Source organism: Prauserella muralis, from assembly GCF_003202285.1.
GTDB lineage: Bacteria > Actinomycetota > Actinomycetes > Mycobacteriales > Pseudonocardiaceae > Prauserella_B > Prauserella_B muralis.
Window position 1 is genome coordinate 503,443 of the sequence record NZ_MASW01000007.1, and the last position, 25,480, is coordinate 528,922.

28 protein-coding genes are annotated in these 25,480 nt (G+C 72.9%); 8 read left to right on the forward strand and 20 right to left on the reverse strand.

Going from position 1 to position 25,480, the window contains the following annotated elements; translation table 11 throughout:
• Window positions 1-27 precede the first annotated feature (27 nt).
• The 4 genes from BAY60_RS31985 to BAY60_RS32000 form a co-directional block, all read right to left on the reverse strand.
• Window positions 28-687 carry a prepilin peptidase gene (locus BAY60_RS31985; RefSeq protein WP_112285123.1) on the reverse strand — a complete coding sequence of 220 codons (660 nt, stop codon included), beginning with the start codon at window positions 685-687 and terminating at the stop codon, window positions 28-30.
• A 235-nt stretch (window positions 688-922) separates the two neighbouring features.
• Window positions 923-1,585 carry an anti-sigma factor family protein gene (locus tag BAY60_RS31990; protein WP_112285124.1) on the reverse strand — a complete coding sequence of 221 codons (663 nt, stop codon included), beginning with the start codon at window positions 1,583-1,585 and terminating at the stop codon, window positions 923-925.
• Window positions 1,582-2,094 carry a sigma-70 family RNA polymerase sigma factor gene (locus BAY60_RS31995; RefSeq protein WP_112285125.1) on the reverse strand — a complete coding sequence of 171 codons (513 nt, stop codon included), beginning with the start codon at window positions 2,092-2,094 and terminating at the stop codon, window positions 1,582-1,584. The genes BAY60_RS31990 and BAY60_RS31995 overlap by 4 nt, the downstream gene beginning before the upstream one ends.
• Window positions 2,091-2,477 carry a hypothetical protein gene (locus BAY60_RS32000; RefSeq protein ID WP_112285126.1) on the reverse strand — a complete coding sequence of 129 codons (387 nt, stop codon included), beginning with the start codon at window positions 2,475-2,477 and terminating at the stop codon, window positions 2,091-2,093. The genes BAY60_RS31995 and BAY60_RS32000 overlap by 4 nt, the downstream gene beginning before the upstream one ends.
• A gap of 117 nt (window positions 2,478-2,594) precedes the next feature.
• Between BAY60_RS32000 and BAY60_RS32005 the strand changes: the two genes are divergently transcribed.
• The gene (locus BAY60_RS32005; RefSeq protein ID WP_112285600.1) at window positions 2,595-3,062 is read left to right on the forward strand and encodes a Rieske (2Fe-2S) protein; all 468 of its coding nucleotides are present in this window, start codon (window positions 2,595-2,597) and stop codon (window positions 3,060-3,062) included.
• A gap of 57 nt (window positions 3,063-3,119) precedes the next feature.
• Here the strand turns inward: BAY60_RS32005 and BAY60_RS32010 are convergent, their stop codons facing one another.
• Both BAY60_RS32010 and BAY60_RS32015 read right to left on the reverse strand, forming a co-directional pair.
• Window positions 3,120-3,575: a PTS sugar transporter subunit IIA gene (locus BAY60_RS32010; protein ID WP_112285127.1), complete on the reverse strand. Its 456-nt coding sequence runs from the start codon at window positions 3,573-3,575 to the stop codon at window positions 3,120-3,122.
• A complete protein-coding gene (locus BAY60_RS32015; protein WP_112285128.1) occupies window positions 3,572-3,808 on the reverse strand; it encodes a PTS sugar transporter subunit IIB in 237 nt (78 codons plus the stop codon). Before BAY60_RS32015 ends, BAY60_RS32010 begins: the two co-directional genes overlap by 4 nt.
• A 166-nt stretch (window positions 3,809-3,974) precedes the next feature.
• Here BAY60_RS32015 and BAY60_RS32020 point away from each other — a divergent pair, with 166 nt between their 5' ends.
• The 7 genes from BAY60_RS32020 (at window position 3,975) to BAY60_RS32050 (ending at window position 8,907) form a co-directional block, all read left to right on the forward strand.
• The gene (locus BAY60_RS32020; RefSeq protein ID WP_112285129.1) at window positions 3,975-4,760 is read left to right on the forward strand and encodes a GntR family transcriptional regulator; all 786 of its coding nucleotides are present in this window, start codon (window positions 3,975-3,977) and stop codon (window positions 4,758-4,760) included.
• Window positions 4,757-6,034, forward strand: a complete 1,278-nt coding sequence (locus BAY60_RS32025) for a PTS transporter subunit EIIC (RefSeq protein WP_112285130.1) — start codon at window positions 4,757-4,759, stop codon at window positions 6,032-6,034. Before BAY60_RS32020 ends, BAY60_RS32025 begins: the two co-directional genes overlap by 4 nt.
• Window positions 6,035-6,063: 29 nt before the next feature.
• The gene (locus tag BAY60_RS32030) at window positions 6,064-6,330 is read left to right on the forward strand and encodes an HPr family phosphocarrier protein (RefSeq protein WP_112285131.1); all 267 of its coding nucleotides are present in this window, start codon (window positions 6,064-6,066) and stop codon (window positions 6,328-6,330) included.
• 125 nt (window positions 6,331-6,455) lie between these two features.
• Window positions 6,456-6,743, forward strand: coding sequence for a DUF6343 family protein (locus BAY60_RS32035; protein ID WP_112285132.1), 288 nt, complete (start codon window positions 6,456-6,458; stop codon window positions 6,741-6,743).
• Window positions 6,744-6,757: 14 nt separating this feature from the next.
• Entirely contained in the window at window positions 6,758-7,417 is a 660-nt protein-coding gene (locus BAY60_RS32040) for a phosphoribosyltransferase (RefSeq protein WP_112285133.1), read from the forward strand.
• Between the two features lie 3 nt (window positions 7,418-7,420).
• On the forward strand, window positions 7,421-8,068 hold the full coding sequence (locus BAY60_RS32045; RefSeq protein ID WP_112285134.1) for a dienelactone hydrolase family protein: 648 nt from the start codon (window positions 7,421-7,423) through the stop codon (window positions 8,066-8,068).
• Between the two features lie 26 nt (window positions 8,069-8,094).
• The gene (locus BAY60_RS32050) at window positions 8,095-8,907 is read left to right on the forward strand and encodes a serine hydrolase domain-containing protein (RefSeq protein WP_112285135.1); all 813 of its coding nucleotides are present in this window, start codon (window positions 8,095-8,097) and stop codon (window positions 8,905-8,907) included.
• On the opposite strand, the gene BAY60_RS32055 is transcribed toward BAY60_RS32050, so the two are convergent.
• From BAY60_RS32055 to BAY60_RS32120, 14 genes are all read right to left on the reverse strand, one after another.
• Complete coding sequence (locus BAY60_RS32055) at window positions 8,891-9,838, reverse strand: D-2-hydroxyacid dehydrogenase family protein (RefSeq protein WP_112285136.1); 948 nt, start codon at window positions 9,836-9,838, stop codon at window positions 8,891-8,893. The two genes, BAY60_RS32050 and BAY60_RS32055, sit on opposite strands and share 17 nt — an antisense overlap.
• Window positions 9,839-9,934: 96 nt before the next feature.
• Window positions 9,935-11,134, reverse strand: a complete 1,200-nt coding sequence (locus BAY60_RS32060; protein WP_112285601.1) for an endonuclease/exonuclease/phosphatase family protein — start codon at window positions 11,132-11,134, stop codon at window positions 9,935-9,937.
• Between the two features lie 41 nt (window positions 11,135-11,175).
• Window positions 11,176-12,027: a shikimate dehydrogenase gene (locus BAY60_RS32065; RefSeq protein WP_112285137.1), complete on the reverse strand. Its 852-nt coding sequence runs from the start codon at window positions 12,025-12,027 to the stop codon at window positions 11,176-11,178.
• Between the two features lies 1 nt (window position 12,028).
• The gene (mltG, locus tag BAY60_RS32070; protein WP_112285138.1) at window positions 12,029-13,618 is read right to left on the reverse strand and encodes an endolytic transglycosylase MltG; all 1,590 of its coding nucleotides are present in this window, start codon (window positions 13,616-13,618) and stop codon (window positions 12,029-12,031) included.
• Complete coding sequence (ruvX, locus tag BAY60_RS32075) at window positions 13,615-14,109, reverse strand: Holliday junction resolvase RuvX (protein ID WP_112285139.1); 495 nt, start codon at window positions 14,107-14,109, stop codon at window positions 13,615-13,617. The genes mltG and ruvX overlap by 4 nt, the downstream gene beginning before the upstream one ends.
• Window positions 14,106-16,766, reverse strand: a complete 2,661-nt coding sequence (alaS, locus tag BAY60_RS32080; protein ID WP_112285140.1) for an alanine--tRNA ligase — start codon at window positions 16,764-16,766, stop codon at window positions 14,106-14,108. Before alaS ends, ruvX begins: the two co-directional genes overlap by 4 nt.
• Window positions 16,767-16,835: 69 nt before the next feature.
• Window positions 16,836-17,159, reverse strand: a complete 324-nt coding sequence (locus tag BAY60_RS32085; RefSeq protein WP_112285141.1) for a hypothetical protein — start codon at window positions 17,157-17,159, stop codon at window positions 16,836-16,838.
• Window positions 17,156-17,563, reverse strand: coding sequence for a DUF948 domain-containing protein (locus BAY60_RS32090; protein WP_112285142.1), 408 nt, complete (start codon window positions 17,561-17,563; stop codon window positions 17,156-17,158). Before BAY60_RS32090 ends, BAY60_RS32085 begins: the two co-directional genes overlap by 4 nt.
• Before the next feature lie 46 nt (window positions 17,564-17,609).
• Complete coding sequence (locus BAY60_RS32095) at window positions 17,610-18,518, reverse strand: NAD(P)-dependent oxidoreductase (protein ID WP_112285143.1); 909 nt, start codon at window positions 18,516-18,518, stop codon at window positions 17,610-17,612.
• 93 nt (window positions 18,519-18,611) lie between these two features.
• A complete protein-coding gene (locus BAY60_RS32100; RefSeq protein WP_112285144.1) occupies window positions 18,612-19,991 on the reverse strand; it encodes a replication-associated recombination protein A in 1,380 nt (459 codons plus the stop codon).
• 83 nt (window positions 19,992-20,074) lie between these two features.
• A complete protein-coding gene (locus BAY60_RS32105; RefSeq protein WP_112285145.1) occupies window positions 20,075-21,019 on the reverse strand; it encodes an SGNH/GDSL hydrolase family protein in 945 nt (314 codons plus the stop codon).
• Window positions 21,020-21,093: 74 nt separating this feature from the next.
• Window positions 21,094-22,302, reverse strand: coding sequence for a phosphotransferase (locus tag BAY60_RS32110; RefSeq protein WP_112285146.1), 1,209 nt, complete (start codon window positions 22,300-22,302; stop codon window positions 21,094-21,096).
• Window positions 22,303-22,412: 110 nt separating this feature from the next.
• Window positions 22,413-24,185: an aspartate--tRNA ligase gene (gene aspS / locus BAY60_RS32115; protein ID WP_112285147.1), complete on the reverse strand. Its 1,773-nt coding sequence runs from the start codon at window positions 24,183-24,185 to the stop codon at window positions 22,413-22,415.
• Window positions 24,186-24,312: 127 nt separating this feature from the next.
• The gene (locus BAY60_RS32120; RefSeq protein ID WP_112285148.1) at window positions 24,313-25,368 is read right to left on the reverse strand and encodes an Rv2578c family radical SAM protein; all 1,056 of its coding nucleotides are present in this window, start codon (window positions 25,366-25,368) and stop codon (window positions 24,313-24,315) included.
• Between the last annotated feature and the right edge of the window lie 112 nt (window positions 25,369-25,480).

The window sequence follows — 25,480 nt, forward strand, 5'->3', positions numbered from 1 at the left end:
TCCTGTCACGAGGCCACCGGTCGCGTTTCAGCTACCCATATCCACCCCCGACGCCATCGGCGGGAACACGGCGACCAGGCAGGTGGCCGCCAGGAGCCCGGGCCCATGCGGCGCTCCCCCACGCCACCGGTCCACGCGGAGGAGCGCCGCCGCGCCCGCCAGCACCAGCGTGACCACCGCCGCCGTGCCTGCGGCGATCACGAGGGCCGGCCAGCCCGTCGCGCCGAGCACGCCACCGAGGCTGCCCGACAACTTCACGTCGCCCGCTCCCAGCGCGGCCGGCGCGACGGTGTGCACCAGGGCGTGGACACCGGCGAACACCACCGCCGCCAGCGCCGCGCGCAGGGCCAGCGTGCCGTCAGGCCCGCAGGCGGCTGCCACGGCGAGCGCCCCGCCCGCCAGCGGATACGCCGGGAGGGTGAGCGCGTCGGGCAAGCGGCGATGTGCGAGGTCGGCCAGTGTCAGCGGGACGGCCAGCGCGGTGACGGCGAGCGGCACGGGCAGCCACCATCCGGGCATGTCGCTCGCCCACCAGCGCCAGGCGACCCCTGACCACAACACCGCCGTGCCGGCGGCACACCAGCGGACCGGCACGGCGGCCGGGCGCCGCGCGTGACGCAGCACCCGGCTCGCGGCCCACCCGGTGAACCCACCGGCGACGGCGATGATGAGCAGTCCCCAGAACACGCTCCGAGCCTGGCGCGGGCCCGGCGGAACGCGCAACGGCGAAGCGGAGCGACAGCTCCGTTCGCGACCCGCCGGGCCCCGACTTCACCGGAATGGCCCATCCGTCGTGGGCAGCGCGGGACTGGCCGCACCCGCCCGGCGCGGCGGCGCCTGCCGGCGGAAGCCACCCGAACGCAGAACTCGCGGGCCTGAGCGCAGAACTCGCGGGCCTGAGCGCAGGACTCGCGGGAGCTGGTCAGCCGGTCACCGGGAGCCGGAGCAGCACGGGGCCGCCGGGGACCCGGATCTCCAGAGCGTCGATCTCGGCGGTCCGCAAGGGCGTGCCGATGGACAGCTCGGCGGTGTTGCGCGGTACCGCCTGCCAGCTCGCCAGCTGCTCCTCCGTGCCGTCGCGCCGCACGGCGACCAGCACGTAGTCGCCGCCCCGGCCGCCCTCGTAGCTGCACGACATGTCCACCCGGGTACCCCAGGCCGCCTCGGTGAGGTTCACGCTGGCGCTCACCGGATAGGCGCCGAGCGGGGTCATGGCCGAGCCGCCGCGAACGCCGTCTTCCGGCGGCAGGACCACCGCCAGCACGACGGCCACGCACGCGGCCACGGCGACGACCACCGCCGCGACCCCGGCGACGAGCCTGCGCCTGCGCAGCGCACGGACCCGCGCCAGCAGGCGCGGCAGCAGCTCGGGCGGTGGCGGTGGCGGATCGAGCTGGTGGCGGTCGTCCACCTGGGCCAGCAGGCCGGGCAGCCCGGCCAGCTCGCGCACCGACCGGGCGCACGCGTCGCAGTGCCGCAGGTGCTGCTCGAAGGCCGCGCGGTCCTCCGGGGACAGTGAGCCCAGCACGTACGCGGCGTCGAACGTCGCGAAGGGGTCGACCGCGGTCTCGGCTCGCTCGTTCACTGGGTCACACCCCTCTCCTCCAGAATCAGCCGCAACGCACGCAGGGCGTAGTGCGTGCGCGACTTGACCGTGCCCTCGGCCACCCCGAGCCGGGCCGCCGCGTCGGCCACGGACAACCCGCCGAAGAAGCACAGCGCCAGCACCTCGCGATGCCTCGGCGACAGCTCCCTGAGCGCATCGGCGACGATCCAGCCCTGCACGGCACGCTCGGTGTCGTCGGGCGCGGCTAGTTCGGGCGGCGCGTCGGTGCTCACCTCGGCGCGCGCCGCCGCCGAGCGCCAGCCGTCGATGGCGATCCGGCGGGCGACGGTGAACAGCCATGCCCGCGCCGAGCGCTGCGACTGGTCGAGCACCTTCGGATGCCGCCACGCCCGCAACAGCGTCTCCTGCACCACGTCCTCGGCCCTGGCCCGGTCGCCGCCGGTGAGCCGCAGCGCATACGACCACAGCGCGGGCGCGTGCTCGTCGTGCAGTGCCCGCATCAAGCCCGGCTCGGCGTCCTCGTTCACCCGCGCACGCTCTGTCGCGCGGGGCTCGTCCGGTTCACCGCCATCAGGGCGAGCCCGAACCCCACGCACGCGGCCTCGGTGACCACGCCCCAGAGCTCCTCCTGGGTGGCGAACTGCTCCTGCACCCCGAAGAAGCCGACCGTCAGCGACAACACGTAGGCCAGCAATGTGGCCACGCCGAACCCGACGGCCGCCAGCGCGGGCAGCCAGTGCCGCCAGGCCAGCACCGCCAGCGCGATGACCACACCGGCCACGACGTTAACCAGGAACAGCGGACCCACCACGTCGGTGTTGCGCGCCCAGTCCAGCCAGACGACCCAGTGGACCCACGCCGAGCCGAGCAGGCCCGCAGCGACCAGAACCCGCAACAGCCAGCCGATCATCGTTGCCTCCTGCCCACCTCGCGAATCGCTACTCCCGTGAACACGAGGCACGACCCGGCCCGGTTCGATTCCCGGGGCGGGTTGAACCCGGCCGAGGGCGGCTTCGTGTCCTCGGGCATGACTGCCCAATCACACACCCGCCGCACCGTGCTCACCACCGGAGCCGCCGTCGCCGGAGCCGCCGTGGGATCGGCGGCCCTCGCCGCCTGCGGCAGCGAGGAACCGGGCTCGGCCGCGGGCAACGGACAGAGTGGAGCGACCTCGCAGGCGCCGGGCTCGGCGGCGCCGTCCGGCCGGCCGATCGCGGCACTGGGCGACGTGCCGGTCGGCAGCGCCAAGGCGGTGACCACCCCGGACGGCCAGGAGGCGATCGTCTCCCGGCAGACGGACACCGAGGTGGCCGCGTTCAGCGCCGTGTGCACTCATCAGGGCTGCGCCGTGAAGCCGGAGGGCGCCGACCTGACCTGCCCGTGCCACGGCTCGATCTTCGACGCCTTCACCGGCGAGGTGAAGAACGGCCCCGCCACCGAACCGCTGCCCGCCATCAACGTCAAGGTGGAGAAGGACCAGATCGTCACGGCCTGACCCCGCGGAGCGCCGCAGCATGCTCTGACGGCGGGCGCCCGGGGGTGGCGCCCGCCGTCAGTCCTGCCAGGTGAACAGCTCCTCGCCCGCCGCCACCGCCGTGCCGGGTTCCGCGGGGGCCAGCACCTCCTGGCGCGCGTCGAGCGCCACCACCGGCACGATCGGCGAGTATCCCGCCTCGCGCACGGCGTCCGGGTCCCAGCCGACGACGGGCTGGCCCGCGCGCACCGACTCGCCCTGCACCACGTGCAGCGTGAACCCCGTGCCCTTCTGCTTCACCGTGTCGATGCCCAGGTGCACCAGTACCGCCCTGCCGTCCTCGCCCGCCACCACGAACGCGTGGGGGTGGAGTGTGACGACCGTGCCGTCGATGGGGGCCACGGCGTCGGCACGGCCGCCCGCCGGCTGCACGGCGATGCCCGGGCCCACCATGGCCTGCGCGAACACGGGATCGGGAACGTCGGCCATCGCCGCCACGGTGCCCGCGACCGGGCTCTGCACCGACAGCGTCACATCAGGTCCTGGATGTCGCTGGCGATGGTGTCGGCCTCGGGGCCGACGATCACCTGAACGACGTCGCCGACCTTGACCACGCCGTGCGCGCCCGCCCGCTTCAGCGCGGGCTCGTCGACGAGTGAACCGTCCTCCAGCTCGCAGCGCAGCCGCGTGATGCAGCCCTCGATCTCGATGACGTTGTCCGCGCCGCCGAGCGCCGCGAGGATCTGCTCCGGCCTTTCGTCCGCCATTGCGGCCTCCTGATCGCCTCTGCCCTGGTCGTGTAGTCGTGTCCGGGTACGAACTCGTAACGGTGGTTGACACCCGGTCGGGTAACGGAGCATTCTGCCCCATCAATAAATGGTCTAGACCGGAACGTACCAATCTTCCGCGGCGAGCGCGAGTACGGAGGTGCCGATGAGCTCGGCGACAGGCACGCGCCCCGACCGCGTCATCGACGGGCCCACCCCGAAGCACACGCAGCTGCGCGAGATCCTGTGCCGGATGGCCGAACGGGAGCTGCCACCGGGCTCGCCCATTCCCTCCGAGCGCGAACTCGCCGAGCGCTACGACGTCTCCCGGCTCACGGTCCGCACGGCGATCGGCAAGCTGGTCGACGAGGGCCTGCTGACCAGGGTCCGAGGCAAAGGCACGTTCACCGCCGCGCGGCGGATGGACCTGCGGCTGTCACTGATGTCGTTCACGGCCGAGATGCGCCGCCGCGGACTCGTGCCCGCCTCCCGCGTGCTCGGCAGCGGCAGCCGGGTCCCGCCGAGGGCCACCGCGGCGGCGCTGCGGCTCGACGGCGCGGAGGGCGCCCAGCACCTGCACCGGCTGCGCCTCGCCGACGGCGTTCCCCTCGCCGTCGAGCAGGGCTGGTACCACCCGAGGGCGGTGCCCGGCCTCGGCGAGCTGGATCTCACCGACTCCCTCTACGCGCAACTCGCCGAACGCCACGGCCTGCGCTTCGACACCGCCTGGCAGACGGTCTGGGCGGAGTCGGCGGGCGCAGGCACGGCACGGCTGCTCGGTGTGCGCACCGGCAGCCCGCTACTCGTCTTCCGCAGGATCTCCAGCGTGCGCGGAGAACCCGTGGAGGACATGACGTCCTGGTACCGGGGAGATCGCTACCAGGTGACCATGCAACTGGACCGGAGTGCCCCGGATTCCGGCCCGCTTTCGGAACATGGAGGACGCCCATGAGCTCGACGAAGGCGGAATCGAAGGGCAAGGGCAAACGCTTGGCGGGGCTGCAACGCTTCGGCCGCAGCCTGATGCTGCCGATCGCCACGCTCCCCGCGGCGGGCCTGCTGCTGCGGCTCGGCCAGGACGACATGCTTGGCCGGTGGTCGGCGACCGAGGACATCGCGAAGGTGCTCGCGGCGGCGGGCGGCGGGCTGTTCGACTGGCTGCCGCTGCTGTTCGCGGTCGGCATCGCGGTCGGCTTCGCCCGCAAGGGCGACGGCTCCACCGGTGTGGCCGCCGTCGTCGGTTTCGTGGTGTTCAACAAGGTCGTGCAGGTGTTCGCACCCATCGAGGAGCTCGACGGCTTCTCGGAGGGCTGGTACCTGCAACCGATCAAATGGCCCTACAGCGTGCTCTCCGGTGTCGTGGTGGGGCTCGTGACCGCGGTGCTGTGGCAGCGGTTCCACCGGATCAAGCTGCCGCCCTACCTCGCGTTCTTCGGCGGGCGCCGGTTCGTGCCGATCGTCAACTCGTTCGCGCTGCTGCTGCTCGGTGTGGTGTTCGGCCTGGTGTTCCCCGTGATCGACAACGCGATGCACTGGCTGGGCGAAGCGGTCACGAGTGACGCCGTCATCGGCGGTGGCGTCTACGGCATGCTCAACCGGCTGCTCATCCCCGTCGGTCTGCACCAGCTCATCAACGTGCCCGTCTGGCTCATCTTCGACGGCGGTGACATCAACAACTTCTTCGACGGCGACCCGAACGCGGGCGCGTTCATGACCGGCTTCTTCCCGATCTTCATGTTCGCCCTGCCCGCGGCGGCGCTGGCGATCTGGCAGACGGCGCGCCCCAGCCAGAAGAAGATCGTCGGCGGCATCATGATCTCCGCCGCGCTGACGTCGTTCCTCACCGGCGTGACCGAGCCGATCGAGTTCGCGTTCATGTTCGTGGCCTGGCCGCTGTATGTGATCCACGCCGTGCTCACCGGGTTGTCGCTGGCGCTGGTGAACGCCCTGGACATCCACCTCGGGTTCTCGTTCTCCGCGGGTGGCATCGACTTCCTGCTCAACGCGGGCGCGCCCGCGGCCAGCAAGGCGTGGCTGCTGATCCCGATCGGCCTGGTCTACGCGGTGATCTACTACCTGCTGTTCCGCTGGGTGATCACCAAGTGGAACCTGCGCACGCCAGGCCGCGAGGAGGACGAGGAGATCACCGCCGCCGAGACACCGGAGGATCCCGCGGCCGCCAAGGAGGGCCGGGAGACCACGCGGGCCGAGTCGGCCCAGTCCTAGCCCGGCGCCCGGTGGGAGGAGAAGAGCACATGGTGCAACGCACGGTGACGGTGGCGAGCAAGGTCGGCCTGCACGCCCGGCCCGCCGCCCTGGTCGCGAAGGCCGCGGCGGCGCAGCCGGTGCCGGTGACGATCGCCAGGAACGGCGGCGAACCGGTGCCCGCGGGCAGCGTGCTGAACCTGATGACGCTCGGCGCGCGACACGGCGAGGAGGTGGTGATCGCCGCCGACGGCGACGGAGCCGAGGCGGCCGTCGACGCGATCGCCGCCCTCGTGGCCAGCGACCTCGACGAGTAGCCGAGCGCCTCGGGCAAGCTCCCCAATGCGGCATTCGCTCCACTGGATGGAGCGAATGCCGCATTGGCTCCATCCAGTGGAACAAATGTGGCATTGGGGAGCTTGGGGGCGGGTAACCCGGGGACATGGAACGACGGCGCGAGGGGCCCCGCACGCGGGAGGACTACGCGCGCGGTCTGCCCGACTACCACGACCCGACCGCCGGGTTCGGCGGTGCCGCACCCGCCTACAGCGCGCTCACCCTGCGGATCGTGCTGGCGAGCGTCGCCGTGCTGCTGTCGATCGGTGGCGCCGTGCTGTTCGCCGTCAACGGTGTCGTCTGGGGCATCGTGCTGCTGTCGGTGTTCGCCGTCATCATGGCGATCGATCTCGGCTGGGTGGTCCACCGCAAGCGGCGCGGCGAGCCCGGCTGAGGTGAGGAGAGCCCATGCAGTGGCACACGAGTACCACCAACCGGACGTTCGCCGACCGGCGGCAGGCGGGCCGCGTCCTCGGCGACCTGCTACGTGACCGGGACTGGGCGGATCCGATCGTGCTGGGCCTGGCCCGCGGCGGCGTGCCGGTGGCCGCGGAGGTGGCCTCCGCGCTCGGCGCCTCGCTCGGCGTCGCCGTGGCCCGCAAGATCGGCGCACCCGGCCATCCCGAGTTCGGCATCGGGGCGGTCACCGCGCACGGCCCGGCGAGCTACGACGACAACAGCGTGCGGATGCTCGGCCTGACACCCGAGGACCTCGAGCGGGCCTGCGAGCGCGAACGCGCGGAGGCGCAGCGCCGGGTCGAGCACTACCAGCGGGGCCGCGAACCCGAACGCATCGAGGGCCGCGACGTGATCCTCGTCGACGACGGGCTGGCCACCGGCGTCACCGCCACCGCGGCCCTGCGTGCGCTGCGCGAGGACGGCCCCCGGCGGCTGGTGCTGGCGGCGCCCGTGTGCGCCGTGCCGGCCGCCGCGAGCCTGCGGGAGGTGGCCGACGAGGTGGTGTGCGCCTCCGAGCCGCCCGACTTCCGGGCCGTCGGCCAGTGGTACGCCGATTTCGGCCAGACCAGCGACGACGAGGTCGTCGACCTGCTGGAGAAGGGGGTGTGAACGGTGACAGTGCCCTTCGCCGTCGACACCGAGCGCACGTCGCTGCCCGGTGACCTCACCGTGCCCGCCGACGCGCGTGGCGTGGTGGTCTTCGCACACGGCTCCGGCAGCTCCCGGCAGAGCCCGCGCAACGTCGCCGTGGCCAGGACCCTGCAGGACGACCGGCTGGCGACGTTGCTGTTCGACCTGCTCGACGCCGAGGAGGAACGCGAGGACGCGGCCACGGCGGAGCTGCGCTTCGACATCGGCCTGCTCGCCGGGCGGCTGGTGGAGGCCCTCGACCAGGTCGCACGGGACGAACGCACCCGGGGGCTGCCGGTCGGGGTGTTCGGCGCGAGCACCGGTGCCGCCGCCGCGCTGGTGGCGGCCGCCCGCCGCCCCGGCCTGGTGCGCGCCGTGGTGTCCCGCGGCGGCCGGCCCGACCTCGCCGGAGAGGCCCTCGACGACGTGACCTGCCCCGTGCTGCTCGTCGTGGGAGAACTCGACCCGCAGGTGCTGCAGCTCAACGAGCAGGCGGCCCGGCGCCTGGCTGGTCCGCAGGAGCTGGCCGTGGTCCCCGGCGCCACGCACCTGTTCGAGGAGCCGGGCACACTGGAGCGGGTCGCGGAGCTGGCCGGAGGCTGGTTCGCCACCCACCTGAGTGCCGGCTGAGCCGCCCGCCTTCGTAGGGTGGGCGCATGGACAGTGTGCGCCTGGTCGAGCAGTGGCCCGTGGACAACGCCGCGACCGCGGTGGTGAGCGCCGACGGGACGCTGCTCGGCAGCCACGGCGACACCGCGCGCACCTTCCCGCTGGCCTCGGTGACGAAGCTGCTCACCGCCTACACGGCCCTGATCGCCCTGGAGGAGGGCGTGGTCGAGCTGGACACCCCCGCGGGCCCGGAGGGTGCCACGATCCGCCACCTGCTGGCGCACACCGCGGGGCTGAGTTTCAACGAGCACAAGGTGCTCTCCCCTCCGGGCCGCCGCCGCATGTACTCCAACGCAGGCTTCGAGCAGCTCGCCGACGCGCTCGCCGAGCACTCCGGCATCGCCTTCGCCGACTACCAGCAGGAGGCCGTGTTCGGGCCGCTGAAGCTGGCGAACACCCGGCTCGACGGCTCCCCCGCCGCGGGCGCGGTGTCCACTGTGGATGACCTGGTGGCGTTCGCGCGCGAGCTGCAGCGACCCACCCTGCTCGCGCCGTCCACTGTGGCCGAAGCGACTCAGGTGGTCTTCCCTGGGCTGAGCGGCGTGCTGCCCGGCTTCGGGCATCAGCAGAACAACGACTGGGGCCTCGGCTTCGAGATCCGCGACCACAAGGACCCGCACTGGACCGGACGGCGCAGCTCGCCGCGCACGTTCGGCCACTTCGGACAGTCCGGCACGTTCCTGTGGGCCGACCCGGACGCGGGCGCGGCCTGCGTCGTGCTGACCGACCGCACGTTCGGCCCGTGGGCCGCCGAGGCCTGGCCCGCCTACACCGACGCGGTGCTCAGCGAGCTGTCATGACGCGGATCGGCTCGCCTGCCCGGTAGGCGGCGATGTTCTCCACCGCGTCGGTGTAGAACACCTCGTAGACGTCGCGCGTCACGTAGCCGATGTGCGGCGTGATCGTCACGTTCGGCAGCGAGCGCAGCGGGTGGTCGGCCGGCAGCGGCTCGGTGTCGAACACGTCGAGCGCGGCGCCGCCGATGCGCCGCTGCCGCAGAGCCTCCAGCAGCGCCGGCTCGTCCACGATCGGCCCGCGCGACGTGTTCACCAGCAGCCCGGTGGGCTTCATCGCGGCCAGTTCCGCCGCCCCGACCAGCCCGCGCGTGCGGCCGCTGAGCACGAGATGGATCGAGACGATGTCGGCGGAGGCGAACAGCTCCTGTTTCGACACGGCCGTCACGTCGTGCTCGGCGGCCCGCTCGGCGGTGAGGTTCTGACTCCACGCGATCGTGCGCATGCCGAACGCCTGGCCCACGCGTGCCACCCGCGAGCCGAGCCTGCCCAGCCCGAGCAGGCCCAGCGTCCGGCCGTGCAGGCTCTCACCGAGCCCGCGCTGCCAGCCACCCTCACGCACCGAGGCGATCTCGGCGGGCAGGTTGCGCAGCGTGGCCAGGATCAGGCCCCACGTCAGCTCCACCGTCGGGTGCGGCAGGTAACCGGTGTGGGTCACCACGATGCCGTGCCGCCCGGCCGCCTCCACGTCGATCGACGCGTTCCTGGGGCCCGTGCTGACGAGCAGCTTCAGGTCGGACAGCCGGGCCAGCAACTGTTCGGGAAACGGCGTACGCTCCCGCATCGCCACCACCACCTCGCACCCCGCGAGCCTGCGGACCAGCTCATCGTGGTCGGCGATGTGCTCGGTGAACACCTCGATCTCGGCGCCGAGGCTCGCCCAGTCGGCCAGCTCCAGCGCCACGTTCTGGTAGTCGTCGAGGATGGCGATCTTCATGCCCCCAACCTAGGGCAGTGCTCAAGAAGCGCGCCAAGGGCCTTCGGCCGGGCCGCGCCCGCGGATCACCTCCGGCAGGCATCCTCTTGAACGGCCTCAGGGCACCAGCACGTCGACCCTCACGAGGTGGTGGTCGGAGGCGTCGTTCAGCCGCGCCAGCGGCGAGCCCGGCACCGGCCAGAACACACCGTCGCCCACCGCGACCAGGCCGCGGGAGGGCAGCACGTAGTCGACGCGCAGGTTGCCGGGCGCCTGGTCGTTGAAGTCGGCGGTATCGAGCCACGGGCTGCCCTCGTGGCCGGTGTTCGCGCCGCCCTGCTCCTCGGCCGCGACCGCCCCGCCCTGGCTCGCGGGGCGCGTGTCGTGCACCCGCGGTGCCCGGAGCAACTGACCGGCCGCACCGGCGACGCTGTCGCCGTCGACCGGGTCGGCGTTGTAGTCGCCGGCGACGACGAAGCGCTCGCCGGCCCGCAGCCCACCGCGCCTGCCCTGGTCGTCGTAGAGGTAACGGCCCTGGCCCGGCGTGACGTAGTCGGCCCAGAACCGGATCTCGTCGTGGTTGCGGGTGCCGTTGCGGTCCTCGGCACCGTCGAAGGTCGGCGGCGTGGGGTGCGCGGCGAGCAGGTGCACCGTCCGGCCGTGGACGCGGACCGGCACGTCCCAGTGCGACTTCGACGACAGGCGCAGCACGTCGAGCACCTCGGGCGCGTACCAGTCGGCGGGCTCGGGCGTCGCCGGGTCGTCCGGAAGCAGCGCCCCGGGCAGGTCCTTCCACAGGAAGCGCTGGAAGGTGCGCACCCTGGCGGTGTCGATCGGGTACTTCGACAGCACCAGCATCCCGTACTGGCCCTCGAACCCGCCGAAGCCGTGGGCGTCGTTGCCGCCACCGACCGTGCCGTTGCGGTCCAGGTCGAACCCGGTGGGCACACCGGTGTTGACGGGCGCGGTGAACGCGTACGGGTAGTCGATGGGCCGTGCCCCGTTCTGCCCGATCTCCAGGTAGTTGTCCCGGAACGCGTCGGCGGCGGCGTTGTGCGGCACGTAGTCGAACTCGTTGACGAGCAGCACGTCGGGCCGGACCCGCTGGATGACCTCCGCGACCTCGCGGGCCTGCGCGTCACCGGGCGTGGACAGATCGGCCAGCAGCGCGCCCTCGGCGGCACGGTTGAGCGAGGCGTTGAACGTCGCGAACCGCACCTCCGGCGGCGGGCCCGCGGGCGCGGCAGCGGCGGGTACGGCAGCGGCCGCGAGCAGGGCGGCGGCGAGCAGGGTCGGCCATCGGCGGAGTCGGGGCATGCGCAGCACCCTAACCCGGTCAGGTGAACGCCGGTTGTCCGTTACGCGAGCGGCAGCGGCAGAATGCCGCCCGTGGCCTCGCGCAGCGCGTCGCGCATCACCTCGCGGGGCGCCGCCAGCCCGGTGAACTGCTCCACCTGGCCGAACGCCTGGTGCAACAACATGTCCAGGCCCGTCGCGACCCGGCGGCCCTGCGCGGCCACCGCCTCGGCCAGCGGGGTGGGCCACGGGTGGTAGATCACGTCCAGCACGCACGGCGCGCACGCCAGCGCGCCGACGTGCGGGGCGACCGCGTCCGGCGGCACGGTGGTCACCAGCACCGCCGACTCGGCCGCCACCCGCCGGAAGTCCACCTCGGACCAGCGCAGCACCTCCACGGCGAGCCCCGCGCGCTTGGCCGCGGCCACGGCGTCCTCGGCCCGCGCGGGCTCCCGCACCACCAGCCGCACCCCGGTCAGGCCCAGTTCGGCGAACGCGGCCGCGGCGGCCGACGCGGTGCCGCCCGCGCCCAGCACCACCGCCGTGTCCCCGGCACCGGGTGTGAAGCCGCCCGCGGCCCGCAGAGCGCCGGTGACGCCGTCGACGTCGGTGCAGTCGGCGCGCCAGCCGCCCGAGCCGAGCCGCACGAGCGTGTTCGCGGCCCCGACGGTGCGGGCCCTGCGAGTCGCCTCGGCGGCGCACTCCAGCGCCGCGCGCTTGCCCGGCATCGTCACCGAGAGGCCGGCCCACTCCTGGCCGAGCCCGGCGACGAACCCGGGCAGGCCCTCGGCGTCCAGCTCGACCCGCTCGTAGCTCCAGCCGTGCAGACCGAGTGCCGCGTAGGCCGCGCCGTGCAGCACCGGAGACAGCGAGTGCCGCACCGGCTTGCCGAGCACCGCCGCCCGCCGTTCCATGTCAGAAGACTCCGCGCCGCTGCGCGTCCTCGACGTTGCGCCGGTGCTCGTCGTAGCTGGCGGAGAAGCACGACAGGCCGTTGGTCTCGCACTTGACGAAGTACAGCCAGTCGCCCTCGGCCGGCCGCTCGGCGGCGGCGATGGCCTCGGCGCTGGGCGCGGAGATCGGCGTCGGCGGCAGGCCGGTGTTGCGGTAGGTGTTGTAGGCGCCCGCCCGCTGCCGGTCCGCCGCGTTGGTGCGGATCTCGGGCCGGTCGAGCACGTAGTTCACCGTCGAGTCCATCTCCAGCCGCATCCCCTTGTCGAGGCGGTTGTAGATGACGCGGGCGACCTTGCCGAAGTCGGCCTCCACGCCCTCCCGCTCGATGATCGAGGCGATGACCAGGACCTGGTAGGGGCTGAACTCGGTGCTGCCCGCCGCGTCGGGCAGGCCGGCCGCCTGCATCCGCAGTGCCGACTTGGACAGCACCTCCGTGAGCAGGCGGGTCGCGTCCCAGCCCGGCTTCACGTCATAGACCCCGGGCTGGATGATGCCCTCCAGCCTGCGCTTCGGCTCGGCCTTCGCCGCGTCGGCGACCGCCCAGCCGGGCACGCCGAGCTTGGCCAGGTCGGCGGTGGCCGCGGTCTGCCGCAGCTCCTCGGCGGGTATGCACGTGCTCCTGCCGTTGAGCTCGGCGCACGAGGCCTGCGACAGCTGGGAGAACACCCCGGGCGTCACCTTGCCGCCCGGCTGGGTGATGTCGTCGAGCTGGGTGCCGGGCCGCAGCTGCAGCTCCCCGACCCTCGCCTCCGGCCGGACGAGGTTCGTGACCGCGTCGGCGCCGGAGATCTTGGTCTTCACCTGGTAGTAGCCGGGCTGGATCGACAGCACCCGCTGGTCGTCCTCGCTCGCGGCGACGAACGCCTCGGCGCTGGCGACGACGTCGAGCTGCTCGAGCTTGTTCGCGATGGCCCTGGTGGAGTCGCCGTCCTCCACCTGCAGCACCACGTCCTTCTCGCCCGCGCCCGAGTAGTCCTCGAACCCGAAGCCGAGCAGCTCCCGCGCGCCGTAGTAGGCACCGCCGGCCAGCAGCACGATCACCGTGAGTGCCGCCATCCAGCCGAGGAAGCGCCTGCCCCGCTTGCGCGTGCGCTTCGGCTCCGGTGGCTCGTCGCGCTCGTCGTCGAAGTACTCCGGCAGCGCGCGGTCGTCGTCGTCCTCGTAGTACTCGTCGTCGGCGACGCCCTCGTCGAGCAGCTCGTCGTAGCCGAGGTCGAGGATCTCGGTGGGGTTCTCGTCGGGTGGCACGCCGTCATTGGGGGAACGCCTGCGGCGCGGCGGCTCACCGCGGCGCGCGGGGGGACGGGGACGTCGCTCCGGCGGGGGCTCGGGCGGCTCCCCCTGCCGCGCGGCGCCCGCGCGAGGGCCGGGCTCGGGTGCCGCATGCCGGGCGCGGCGTAGCGGTGGCCGCCTGCTCGCGGGCTGGTCGCCCGCGAGCGGGCGCTGAGGCGGTTCCGCGGGTGCGGGGCGTTGCGGGCGCTCGGCGGGCGCGGGCCGCTGGGGCGGCCTTGCCCTGCGCCTGCCACCGGGACCGTCGTAGGGCGTGCTCATGCCTGACCCGCTCCCCTCGCGATCGCGGCGCCGCGGGCGTCCAGCCAGCCCTGCAGGATCTCGACGGCCGCGGCCTGGTCGACCACGGCGCGCTGCTTGCGGCCCTTCACACCGCGCTGGGACAGCATGCGGCTCGCGCTGACGGTGGTGAGCCGCTCGTCCGCCAGCCGGACCGGGACCGGGTCCAGGCGTGCGGCCAGCCGGTCCGCGTACTCGACGGCGATCGCCGCAGCCCGGCCGTGCCGGTCCGCGAGCGTCCTCGGCAGTCCCACGATCACCTCAACCACCTCGTTTTCGGTGACAAGACGGGCCAGGTCGTCGAGATCGCTGTCGCCTTCCGCATCACGCGACAGCGTAACGAGCGGGCTCGCCAGCAGCGGGGCGGGATCGCTCAGCGCGACCCCGACCCGCACGGAGCCGACATCGACCGCGAGCCTGCGGCCGGCACCGGGATCATGCTCCCCGGGCCGGTCGGGTCGACGCTCGCTCACCCCTGGGCTACCGCGTTCCGCAGTGCGGCGATGGCCTGCTCGACACCGGCCGGGTTGCTGCCGCCGCCCTGGGCCATGTCGGGCTTGCCGCCGCCCCTGCCGCCGAGGGCATCCGCGAACGCGGGCACCAGCTTGCCCGCGGCGAAACCCTTGTCCCTGGCGGCGGCCGTCGTCGCCACGACGAAGCTGACCTTGTCGCCGGACGGCGCGAACAGCGCGACCACACCCGGCCGGGAACCGAGCCGGTTGCGCACCTCGCCCGCCAGCGCGCGCACACCGCCCGCGTCGACCCCGTCGGCCAGCTTCTCCGCCACCAGCGCGACCCCTCCGACGTCCTGCGCCTTCTCGGCCAGCGAAGCGGCGGAGCCGAGCACCTGCTGGGTGCGCAGCTGCTCGATCTCCTTCTCGGCGTTGCGCAGCCGGGTCAGCACGTCCTCGATGCGCGCGGGCAGCTGGTCGGTGGGCACCTTCAGGGTGCCGGCCAGCTGCGAGACGAGCAGCTGCTCCTTGCGGACGTGGCGCAGTGCGTCCTGCCCGACCAGCGCCTCCACCCGGTGCACGCCCGAGCCGATCGAGGAGTCGCCGACGAGCTTGACCAGGCCGAGCTGGCCGATGCGCTCCACGTGCGTGCCGCCGCAGAGCTCGCGTGAGTAGTCGCCCATGTCCACGACACGGACGTCGTTGCCGTACTTCTCACCGAAGAGCGCGATCGCTCCGAGTTCGAGCGCCTTGTCCTTGGTGGTGATGTACGACTGCACCTCGACGTCGGTCTGGAGGTAGTCGTTGACCTCCTCCTCCACCTCGGTGAGCAGGTCGGCCGACACGGCGCCGGGGGTGGTGAAGTCGAACCGCATGCGGCCCGGGGAGTTGAGCGAACCGGCCTGGGCGGCGCGCTTGCCGTAGGCGCCACGCACGGCGGCGTGCACCAGGTGGGTGGCCGAGTGCGAGCGGGCGATGGCCGCGCGCCGCATCTCGTCCACCGACGCGGTGAGCTCAGTGTCGATGGCGACCTCGCCCGCGAGCACCTCGACGCGGTGCACGAACAGCCCGGGGACGAGCTTCTGCACGTCGTGGACCTTCACCTCGACGCCGGGCCCGACGAGCACGCCCGTGTCGGCGATCTGCCCGCCGCTCTCGGCGTAGAAGGGCGTGCGGTCCAGGATCAGCTCGGCGCGGTGACCCTCGCCGACCACGGCCGCGGGCGCGCCGTTCTCCAGCAGCCCGATGACCCGGGCGGTGGCCTGCAGGTCGGTGTAGCCGAGGAACCGCGTCTCGCCGTGCCGCTCCAGCAGCTCCCGGTACACCGACAGGTCGCCGTGCCCGGTCTTGCGCGCGGCGGCGTCGGCCTTGGCGCGGTCGCGCTGCTGCTGCATCAGCGTGCGGAAGCCCTCCTCGTCGACCGAAAGACCCTGCTCGGCGGCCATCTCCAGGGTCAGGTCGATCGGGAAGCCGTAGGTGTCGTGCAGCTGGAACGCCTTGTCCCCGGCCAGGATCCGGTCCCCGGAGCGCTTGGTCTCCTCGGCGGCCAGGTCGAAGATGCGCGAGCCGCTGGTGAGCGTGGCGAGGAAGGTCTCCTCCTCGGCGCGCATGACGTCGCTGATCCGGTCGAAGTCGCGGGCGATCTCCGGGTACGAGGGGGCCATGGCGTCGCGCACGACCTTGGCGAACTCGGGCAGCACGGGCTCGTGCACGCCGAGCAGGCGGATGGAGCGCACGATGCGGCGAAGCAGCCTGCGCAGCACGTAGCCGCGGGCCTCGTTGCCGGGGGTGACGCCGTCGCCGATGAGCATCACGCCGGAGCGGGCGTGGTCGGCGATGACACGGAACCGCACGTCGTCGGCGTGGTCGGCGCCGTAGCGGCGGCCGGAGAACTCCTCGGCCCTGCTGATGACCGGGCGCACGAGATCGGTCTCGTAGACGTTGGCCACGCCCTGCAGCAGGTAGGCGACCCGCTCGACACCCATGCCGGTGTCGATGTTCTTCTTCGGCAGCTCCCCGATCGGCGGGTGGCCCTCCTTGGGGCTGAGGTCGCCGCGCTCGTCCTGCATGAAGACGAGGTTCCAGATCTCCAGGTAGCGATCCTCGTCGACGACGGGGCCGCCCTCGCGCCCGAACTCGGGGCCGCGGTCGTAGTAGATCTCCGAGCACGGGCCTCCGGGACCGGGCACGCCCATGTCCCAGTAGTTGTCCTTGCCGCCGCGCGACTGGATCCGCTCGGACGGGATACCGGCGATCTCGCTCCACAGGCCGGCGGCCTCGGAGTCGTTCTCGTAGACGGTGACCCAGATGCGGTCCGGGTCGAAGCCGAAGCCGCCGTCGTTCTGCGAGCTGGTGATCAGCTCCCAGGCCCGCTCGATGGCGCCTTCCTTGAAGTAGTCACCGAACGAGAAGTTGCCCGCCATTTGGAAGAACGTGTTGTGGCGGGTGGTCTTGCCGACCTCGTCGATGTCGCCGGTGCGCACGCACTTCTGCACGCTCGTCGCCCTCGGGTACGGCGGCGGTACGTCACCGAGGAAGTACGGCTTGAACTGGACCATCCCCGCGTTGACGAACAACAGCGTCGGGTCGTCCAGGATCAGCGAGGCGCTGGGCACCTTCGTGTGCCCGTGCTTTTCGAAGTAGTCCAGGAACCGCTTGTTGATCTCGTGTGTTTCCACTGGTCTTCCTTGAGCTGAGGCTTGAGGGGGCGAACGACGACGGCGGGAAGGGACGCGGCGGCGCGCCGCTCAGCTCCCCGCCCGAGGCGCTCGCCGGGTACGCGGCTCCTGGGCGGCGTGCTTGCCGCCCTCGCCCGGCAACGCGGCCGGCGCGCTCCTGCGTGGCAGACCCGAGCGCTGCTCCACGATGTCGTTCAGCTCCTGCTCCCGCTCGCTCATCCCGGCACGGATGTCCGCGCCAAAGGCACCGAGGGCGCCGGCGAGCTCCCGCACGGCGTCCCCCAGATTCGAGGCTAACCCGGCGGGCGTGGCTTGACGAGCGGTTTCGGTGGCCTTGCGCGACAGGGCGACGCCGGCGGCCACACCGACGCCCATCCAGAACAGCCGCCTCACCTGCGGCCACCCTTCCTGCCCCGGCGCGCGTGCTTGCCGTTGTCCTCGGCCTTGGCCTTGCGGCGCGCCCGCATCGCCTTCGTGACGCCGTAGGAGAACGCGGCGGTCTTCACGAGCGGCCCGCCGAGCGTGGCGGTGAACACCGAGGACAGCGCCGAGACGTTGCCCGACACGGCCTGCGCGTTCGCCGTGATGCCGTCCACGCGCTCCAGCTGCGTGTTGACGTGCGTGATGGTGTCGTTGGCCCCGTGCAGGATCGGATCGGTGTTCTCGTGCGCCTTCCGGATGGCGATCGTCGCCTCGTCCAGCGTGCGGCCGAGCTTGATCAACGCGATCGCCAGGAACAACACCAGCAACACGAAGGCGCCTGCGGCGATCAGCGCGGCGATGTGCCCTGCCGACACGTGCCCTCCTCCAGAGACTCGATGGCGACGTCGGTCGCGCGTCAGGCTACCGTGCGTCGTCCGCCCCGGCCGGGCCACCCTGCCCGTCCGTCACACTCCGTGTTGCGACGGCTCGGTACAGCGCCGCCATGTCCTCGTCGGCGTGTCCGGCGGCCGCCGCGCGCCCGAGGTGCTGCCTCGCCGCGCGAACTCCGGCGAGGTCGGCGCCGCCGCTCTCGGCCAGCACCAGATCGGCGTCCTTGAGCGCGTGCCGCGTGGCGAAACTCAGCGGGTAGCTGTCGTTGCGCATCGCCTCGCCCTTGACGTGGGCGTAGCCGACGTCGAGCGGGCCCCCGCCGATGGCGTCGAGGAACAGCCCCGGGTCGACACCCAGCTCCCGCGACAGGGCGATGCTCTCGGCCGTGGCGTTGGTCAGCGCCAGCACCCACGCGTTGGCGACCAGCTTGAGTCTGCTGCCCGCACCCGCCGGGCCCGTCCACAGCGTGCGGGAGCCGACGGCGTCGAACACCGGGGCGCACCGCTCGCGCAGCTCCACGGGTCCGGAACCGAGGACCACGAGCGTGCCCTGCTCGGCGGGGGCCCGCGTGCCGAGCACGGGCGCGTCGACGAACGGCACGTTCGCGCGCCGCGCCAGCGCGGCGAGCACATCGGTCTGCTCGCCGCCGACGGTGCTCGTCTGGATCCACACGGCGCCGGGCGCGAAGGAGCCGAGGACCGGCTCGACGGTCTCGCGGACGGCGGCGCCGTCGGCGAGCATCGTCACCACGAAGTCCGCGCCCTCGACGGCCTCGACCGGTGTGGCGGCCACCACGGCTCCCCGCGCGGCGAGCGGCTGCGCCTTCTCGCGTGTGCGGTTCCAGGCACGCACGCGCAGGCCGGCGTCGAGCAGGTTGGCCGCCATCGGCAGCCCCATCACGCCGGTGCCGAGGACGGCGACGGTCGGTGCGTCCGCCATGTGCACTCCCTGAGGTCGGCTCGCTGTCGTCTCGTGCCGGGGTAGCCCGGCGCGGGCAGGACCATGCCAGGCAGGCCGGGCGAGTCCGCTGCCTCAGCCGTCGCCGCGCACGGTCCGCCGCAGCTTCGGCACCCGCTCGGCGAGCGTGCGTTCCGCGCCGCGCGAGGTCGGGTTGTAGTAGTCCCTGCCGACCAGCTCGTCCGGCGGGTACTGCTGCGTGAGCACGCCCTCGGTCACGTCGTGCGGGTAGCGGTAGCCCTGCGCGTTGCCGAGCTGGGCCGCGCCCGCGTAGTGGCCGTCGCGCAGGTGCGGCGGCACGGTGCCGACGCCGCCCGCGCGCACGTCGGCGAGCGCGGCGTCGATCCCGGCGATGACGGCGTTGGACTTCGGCGCGGTCGCCAGGTGCACGGTCGCCTGCGCGAGCGCGAGCCTGCCCTCGGGCATGCCGATGAACTGCACGGCGTGCGCGGCGGCCACGGCGGCCTGCAGCGCGGTGGGATCGGCCATCCCGATGTCCTCGCTCGCGTGCACCACGAGCCTGCGGGCGACGAACCGCGGGTCCTCGCCCGCCTCGATCATCCTGGCGAGGTAGTGCAGCGCGGCGTCGACGTCGGAGCCCCGGATCGACTTGATGAACGCGCTGATGACGTCGTAGTGCTGGTCGCCGTCGCGGTCGTAGCGCACCGCCGCCTTGTCCACAGTGGATTCCACGGTGGCGAGTTCGATCACGGCGGAGCCGGTGGCCTTCGCCGCGTCGGCGGCGGCCTCCAGCGCGGTGAGCGCGCGCCGCGCGTCGCCGGAGGCCAGGCGCACGAGGTGGGCCATCGCCTCGTCGCTCAGCTCGAACTCGCCGCCGAGCCCGCGTTCCTCGGTGAGGGCCCGCGCGATCAGGTCGCGGATGTCGTCGTCGGTGAGCGGACGCAGCTGCAGCACCAGCGAGCGCGACAGCAGCGGGGACACCACCGAGAACGACGGGTTCTCCGTGGTGGCGGCCACCAGCAGCACCGTGCGGTCCTCCACGGCCCCCAGCAGCGCGTCCTGCTGGGTCTTGGAGAAGCGGTGCACCTCGTCGATGAACAGCACGGTGTCCTCGGCGTTGTACCGGCGGCGGCGCCGCGCCTCCTCGATGACGCCGCGCACCTCCTTCACGCCAGCCGACAGCGCCGACAGCGCCACGAAGCGGCGCCCGGTGGCGGTGGACACCAGGTTCGCCAGCGTCGTCTTGCCGGTGCCCGGAGGGCCGTACAGCAGCACGGACGCCGGCGCGGCGCCCTCGACGAGCCTGCGCAGCGGCGCTCCCTCCCCGAGCAGATGTTGCTGCCCGACGACCTCGCCGAGGGTCCTCGGGCGCATCCGCACGGCCAGCGGCGACCCGGGCGGAGCCGGTGGCGGCTGCGCGGGCGCCCGCGGCTCGGCGGGCTCCGGCGGCGCCGCCAGGTCCGGGTTCACCGTGAAGAGCTCGTCCTGTTCCACACGGGAAACGGTAGCGCCGGGCGCCGACAACCCCGCGCAGCCTCCACACGCCGGCGGAACCGCTGAGCCCAATGCGGCGGTGGTCAGAGGCTCGCGGCGGCGGGGAGCTCGGCCTGGGCGGCGACGCCATGCTGCTCGGCGCCCGGCCGTACCGGGGAGGCGTCGGCGGCCGGCCGGCCCGCACCGGTCCAGCCTGCCCAGCCCGCGGCTCGGCGGGTCGCGGAGCGCAGCATGATGCTCGCCGCGTGCGGCACCAGGTCCCTGCCGCGCCGCCACAACCACGGAATGCCCTTGACCACGAGCCAGCCGACGTGGCCTGCCGCGCCCACCTGGGCGCCTCCCGAGCAGGCCAGGCTCACCGGGGCGGGCACCCCGAAGCCCTCGGCGCGCAGCAGGTCGGCGAACTCGCGCGCCAGCAGCCGATGGCCCAGCTCGGAGGGGTGCAGCCGGTCCACGCTCCACGCCGTCAGCTCGTAGGCGCCGGGGACCTGGCCGAGGTCGACGCAGGGCACGCCGTGCCGGGCCACGACACCGTCGATGGCGGCGTTGAGCTGCTCGATCCGCCCCCGCAGTGCGCGGTGCAGCGAACCCGGCAGCCGGAAGACGCGGCCGTGGTCGTGGTACCGCACCGGCACGGGCACCGCACCGGCCGTCCGCAGTGTGGTCAGCACGTGGTCGAGGTCGGCGGCGATGCCGGCGGGGTCGAAGTCCGACCGCAACGTGTCGTTCATGCCGACGATGACGAGCGCGGCGTCGGGGCGGTGCGCCACGGCCGCGGGCAGCTGCTCGGTCCGCACGCAGCGCATCCGCGCGCCGGTGAACGAGCAGTTGAGGTACCCGGCGGGCTCGACGCCGAGGGCCCGCGCCACGAGCGGGCCCACGCCGCGCCAGCCGCCGCCGGGCAGCGGGTCGCCGAGCCCGACCGCCGTCGAGTCGCCGAGCACCGCCAGGCGGACGGGGCCGGTACGGGGTTGGGGGTTCACTGTCCGGGCGAGGTCGTCGCACACCACGGTGACACCATGGGCCACGCCGGCTCACCGCTGGTGATGCCCGGGTAACGACACGTGAACCGGGTGACGAATGGTTGGTGCGGCGCGCCCGGTCAGCGGAACGCCGGGTACAGCGGCAACTCGAGACCGGGCCCGAACCGGGTGTTCAGCGCGCCCGCGACCGCGTAGGCCTGTTCGGCGACGTCGTCCTCACCGTCCCGCTCGGCGTGTTCGCCGAGGTCGCGCCACCAGGTCGCCAGCGCGGCCGCCGAGCCCGCCTGCGACGTCTCCGGCGCGCTGTCCAGCGCGGGCAGCCTGCGCAGCGTCGCCAGCCACACCAGCAGCAGCTCGTTGTCCAGCAGGTATGCCGACAAGGTGTCCTCGTCGGCGAGCGCGGGCCAGAGCTCGATGACCTCGGCACGCCACGCGGCGACCATCGCCTCGCCCATCCCCGCGGGCAGCGCCAGCGGCTTCGCGCTCGTGATGAACGGGATGCGCAGATGCGCGGCGTCGACGAGCGCGCTGCGGACGCGGCCGCGCTCGAAGTCCAGGAACCGCACCCCGGCGGGGGTGACGAGGTTGTTGTCCGGCCACAGGTCGACCGGGCTGAACGCGCGGTAGGACGGGGCGCGCACCTGCTCACCGACGCGCGTGGCGACGTCCCGCACCGCCTCCGGCGTGGCCACGCCGAGCACCTCCCGCAGCAGCACGGGCACCTGCTCGACGGCCTCGGCGGGGTCGGCGTCCAGGTCGCGGCCCGCCTGCTCCTCGCTCTTGGACCGGATGCTGAGCCTGCGCAGCAGCGCGTTGAAGTCGGCTTCGCGGTTGGCGGTGCTGAAGTGGATCTTGCCGAGCGAGCGGGCCCACGACAGCAGGGCCGTCTCCGCCGCCCTGCTGTCCGAGCCGCGCAGTTTGTCCTCCAGCGTGGAGGTGCGGCCGAGGTCGTCGATGACGATGACCCGGTGCTCGGCGCTGTGCGCGAGCAGTTCCGGGCAGACGCGCTCCTCGGGCGGCAAAGCCGTGAACAGCTGGTAGCTCGCCGCCTCCCGCGCGAAGGAATCGGCCTCCCCGGGGCCGGGCGTGCCCGGGTAGTGCTTGACCACGAGCGTGCGCGGCAGCGCGAACGGCGAGGAGGCCACCCTGGCCCTGACCACCGTGGCCGGACCGCTGCCGTGGAGATCCTCGGCATCGATCAGGGTGATGGCGCTGCCGAACCGCTGGGCGAGCACCGCCTCGGCGGCCTCGACCGCGGCCTCGATGGTCAGAGATTCCGCTCCTGCGCCGACGGTCGAATCGTCGGCAGAGGAGGTATCGACAGTCATCGTGTCCGACCCTACTAGTGAACGAGCAACCGTGACCACAACGCGCGGGCATTTCCCGCGGCGCCGACATTCCCGCGCGCAGGCATCGCGCCCCTGGCGGGCCGCGGTCGTCAGGCCTGCGGTTTGGCGCCCGGCTTGGCGTCCACGCCCGCTTCCTTGCGCTGCTGTGCGGTGATCGGCGCGGGGGCGCCCGTCAGCGGATCGTAGCCGCCACCGGTCTTCGGGAAGGCAATGACGTCGCGCAGCGACTCGGCGCCCGCCAGCAGCATCACGATGCGGTCCCAGCCGAAGGCGATGCCGCCGTGTGGCGGCGGGCCGTACTGGAAGGCATCGAGCAGGAAGCCGAACTTCTCCTGCGCGTCCTCCTCGGAGATGCCCATCACCTCGAAGACCCGCTTCTGCACGTCGGCGCGGTGGATACGGATGGATCCGCCACCGATCTCGTTGCCGTTGCAGACGATGTCGTAGGCGTAGGCGAGCGCGTTGCCCGGGTCGGAGTCGAACTTGTCGATCCACTCGGGCGTCGGCGACGTGAACGCGTGGTGCACGGCCGTCCACTTGCCGGAGCCGATGGTGACGTCGTCGCTCTCCTCGGCGGGCGCGAACAGCGGCGCGTCCACGACCCACACGAACGACCAGGCGTCGTCGTCGATCATGCCCAGCCGGTGTGCGATCTCCACCCGGGTGGCGCCGAGCAGGTGCCGCGCGGAGGCGGGCGTGCCCGCCGAGAAGAACACGCAGTCGCCCGGCTTCGCGCCGGCGGCGGCGGCGAGGTTCTCACGCTCGTGCTCGGAGAGGTTCTTGGCCACCGGCCCGCTGAGCGTGCCGTCCTCGCCGATCAGCACGTAGGCCAGGCCCTTGTGGCCGCGCTGCTTGGCCCAGTCCTGCCACGCGTCGAGGGTGCGGCGCGGCTGGCTCGCGCCGCCGGGCATCACGACCGCGCCGACGTAGGGGGCCTGGAAGACCCGGAACGGGGTGTCGGCGAAGAACTCGGTCAGCTCGGTGAGTTCCAGGCCGAACCGCAGGTCGGGCTTGTCCGTGCCGTACTTGGCCATCGCCTCGGCATAGGTGATGCGCGGCAGCGGGCGCGGCACGTCCACGCCGATCAGCTTCCACAGCGCCGCCACGACGTCCTCGCCGAGCGCCATCACGTCGTCCTGCTCGACGAAGCTCATCTCGATGTCCAGCTGGGTGAACTCCGGCTGGCGGTCGGCGCGGAAGTCCTCGTCGCGGTAGCAGCGGGCGATCTGGTAGTAGCGCTCCAGGCCCCCGACCATCAGCAACTGCTTGAACAGCTGCGGCGACTGGGGCAGCGCGTACCAGGAACCGGGCCGCAGCCGGGCGGGCACCACGAAATCGCGGGCGCCCTCCGGGGTGGACCGGGTCATCGTGGGCGTCTCGACCTCGACGAAGCCCTGCTCGTGCAGCACCTCCCTCGCCGCGCGGTTGGCCTCGCTGCGCAGCCGCATCGCCGACGCCGGGCCGCTGCGGCGCAGGTCGAGATAGCGGTACTTGAGCCGCACCTCCTCGCCCACGTCGACCCGCTCGTCGATGGGGAAGGGCAGCACCGCCGACTCCGACAGCACCTCGAGGTCGGTGACCAGCACCTCGATGCCGCCGGTGGGGATCTCCGGGTTCTCGTTGCCCTCCGGGCGCTTCGCCACGTCACCGACGACCCTGAGGCAGTACTCCGCACGCAGGTGATGCGCGCGCTCGGCCATCTCCCCTTCCCGGAAGACGACCTGTGCCACGCCGCTGGCATCGCGCAGGTCGACGAAGATCACCCCGCCGTGATCGCGCCGCCGGGCCACCCAGCCGGTGAGGGTGACGGTCTGGCCAGCGTGCTCGACACGCAACGTGCCGGCGTTGTGGGTGCGAAGCACTTCGCAGGATCCTCTCGGAAACGGTGGTCGTGGTCGTCCTCAGCGGTATGTCGCCGACGGCCCAGGTTAACGAACCAGCCGTGGCCGACCGCCACCAGGCTTCCCCGAGTGTGCCCGTTCCATCCGTTCACAACAGCGTCATCTGTTCCCCCTTCTCCGTCGCCGCACGGCCCGGCGCGGCACCGCCCGGCCACGGCGGCTCCTCGTCTCCGGGCACGCCGCGCTCCTCGCCACCGGATCGCGGGGCGAGGCCGTGCCTTCGCAGCAGCGGTGTCACCCTGGCCGACAACCACCGCCGGTACGCAGTGCCGAGGTAGCTGCCACGCGCGTACAGCTGCCGGTAGCGCGGCACGAGGTCCGGGTGCTCGGCCGCCAGCCAGCGGGCGAACCATTCCCGGGTGCCGGGACGTAGGTGCAGCGGGATCACCGTCGCGCCCGTGGCCCCCGCGTCGGCCACGGCGGCGAGCAGCCCGTCCAGTGCCTCGGCGGAGTCGGTGAGGCCGGGCAGCACGGGTGCGATGAACACGCCGCACGGCAGGCCCGCGTCGCGCACCCGGCGGACGAGGTCGAGCCGGGCCCGCGGGCTGGGCGTGCCCGGCTCGAGCCTGCGCTGCAGGCCACGGTCCAGCAGTGCCAGCGAGACCCCGATGCCCACCGGCACCTCGGCGTTGACGGAGGCCAGCAGCGGCAGGTCCCTGGACAGCACGGTCCCCTTGGTGAGGATGGAGAACGGCGTGCCCGAGCCCGCGAGCGCCCTGATGATCCCGGGCATCAGTTCGTACCGGCCCTCGGCTCGCTGGTAGGGGTCGGTGTTGGTGCCCATCGCCACGTGCTCGCGGGTCCAGCCTGGCCTGCGCAGTTGTGCCGCCAGCACCTCGGCGGCGTTGACCTTGACGACGACCTGCGAGTTGAAGTCCTCCCCCGCGTCGAGATCCAGGTAGGTGTGCGTGTTGCGGGCGAAGCAGTAGACGCAGGCATGGGAGCAGCCGCGGTAGGGGTTGACCGTCCAGCCGAACGGCACCCGGGAGGCGCCGGGCACCTTGTTCAGCACGGACCGGGCGTGGACCTCGTGGAAGGTCACGCCCGCGAAGTCGGGCGACCGCACGGAGCGGATCAACCCGGACAGGCCCGGCAGTGCCTGCTCGGCTTCGGCGTCGGTTCGCTGGCCATCCCACCTCACCATCACAGCCGAACATCTGTTCGACGCCCTGTCAACTCGGGTCCGCGTTTCACTCACCGGAAAGCAGGCCTGCCACCTGCGCACCCGGCCGTCGAGGATGGGCGCCGGTTCACGC

Bases quoted from the DNA above. Each gene is read 5' to 3' on its own strand.
- BAY60_RS32020 (WP_112285129.1), top strand. From the start codon at position 3,975: ATGAGCTCGGCGACAGGCACGCGCCCCGACCGCGTCATCGACGGGCCC.
- BAY60_RS32035 (WP_112285132.1), top strand. From the start codon at position 6,456: ATGGAACGACGGCGCGAGGGGCCCCGCACGCGGGAGGACTACGCGCGC.
- BAY60_RS32000 (WP_112285126.1), bottom strand. From the start codon at position 2,477: ATGATCGGCTGGCTGTTGCGGGTTCTGGTCGCTGCGGGCCTGCTCGGC.
- BAY60_RS32120 (WP_112285148.1), bottom strand. From the start codon at position 25,368: ATGGTGAGGTGGGATGGCCAGCGAACCGACGCCGAAGCCGAGCAGGCA.
- BAY60_RS32025 (WP_112285130.1), top strand. From the start codon at position 4,757: ATGAGCTCGACGAAGGCGGAATCGAAGGGCAAGGGCAAACGCTTGGCG.
- BAY60_RS32015 (WP_112285128.1), bottom strand. From the start codon at position 3,808: ATGGCGGACGAAAGGCCGGAGCAGATCCTCGCGGCGCTCGGCGGCGCG.
- BAY60_RS32060 (WP_112285601.1), bottom strand. From the start codon at position 11,134: ATGCCCCGACTCCGCCGATGGCCGACCCTGCTCGCCGCCGCCCTGCTC.
- BAY60_RS32005 (WP_112285600.1), top strand. From the start codon at position 2,595: ATGACTGCCCAATCACACACCCGCCGCACCGTGCTCACCACCGGAGCC.
- BAY60_RS32055 (WP_112285136.1), bottom strand. From the start codon at position 9,838: ATGAAGATCGCCATCCTCGACGACTACCAGAACGTGGCGCTGGAGCTG.
- BAY60_RS32050 (WP_112285135.1), top strand. From the start codon at position 8,095: ATGGACAGTGTGCGCCTGGTCGAGCAGTGGCCCGTGGACAACGCCGCG.
- BAY60_RS32065 (WP_112285137.1), bottom strand. From the start codon at position 12,027: ATGGAACGGCGGGCGGCGGTGCTCGGCAAGCCGGTGCGGCACTCGCTG.
- mltG (WP_112285138.1), bottom strand. From the start codon at position 13,618: ATGAGCACGCCCTACGACGGTCCCGGTGGCAGGCGCAGGGCAAGGCCG.
- BAY60_RS32040 (WP_112285133.1), top strand. From the start codon at position 6,758: ATGCAGTGGCACACGAGTACCACCAACCGGACGTTCGCCGACCGGCGG.
- BAY60_RS32030 (WP_112285131.1), top strand. From the start codon at position 6,064: ATGGTGCAACGCACGGTGACGGTGGCGAGCAAGGTCGGCCTGCACGCC.
- BAY60_RS32110 (WP_112285146.1), bottom strand. From the start codon at position 22,302: ATGACTGTCGATACCTCCTCTGCCGACGATTCGACCGTCGGCGCAGGA.
- BAY60_RS32095 (WP_112285143.1), bottom strand. From the start codon at position 18,518: ATGGCGGACGCACCGACCGTCGCCGTCCTCGGCACCGGCGTGATGGGG.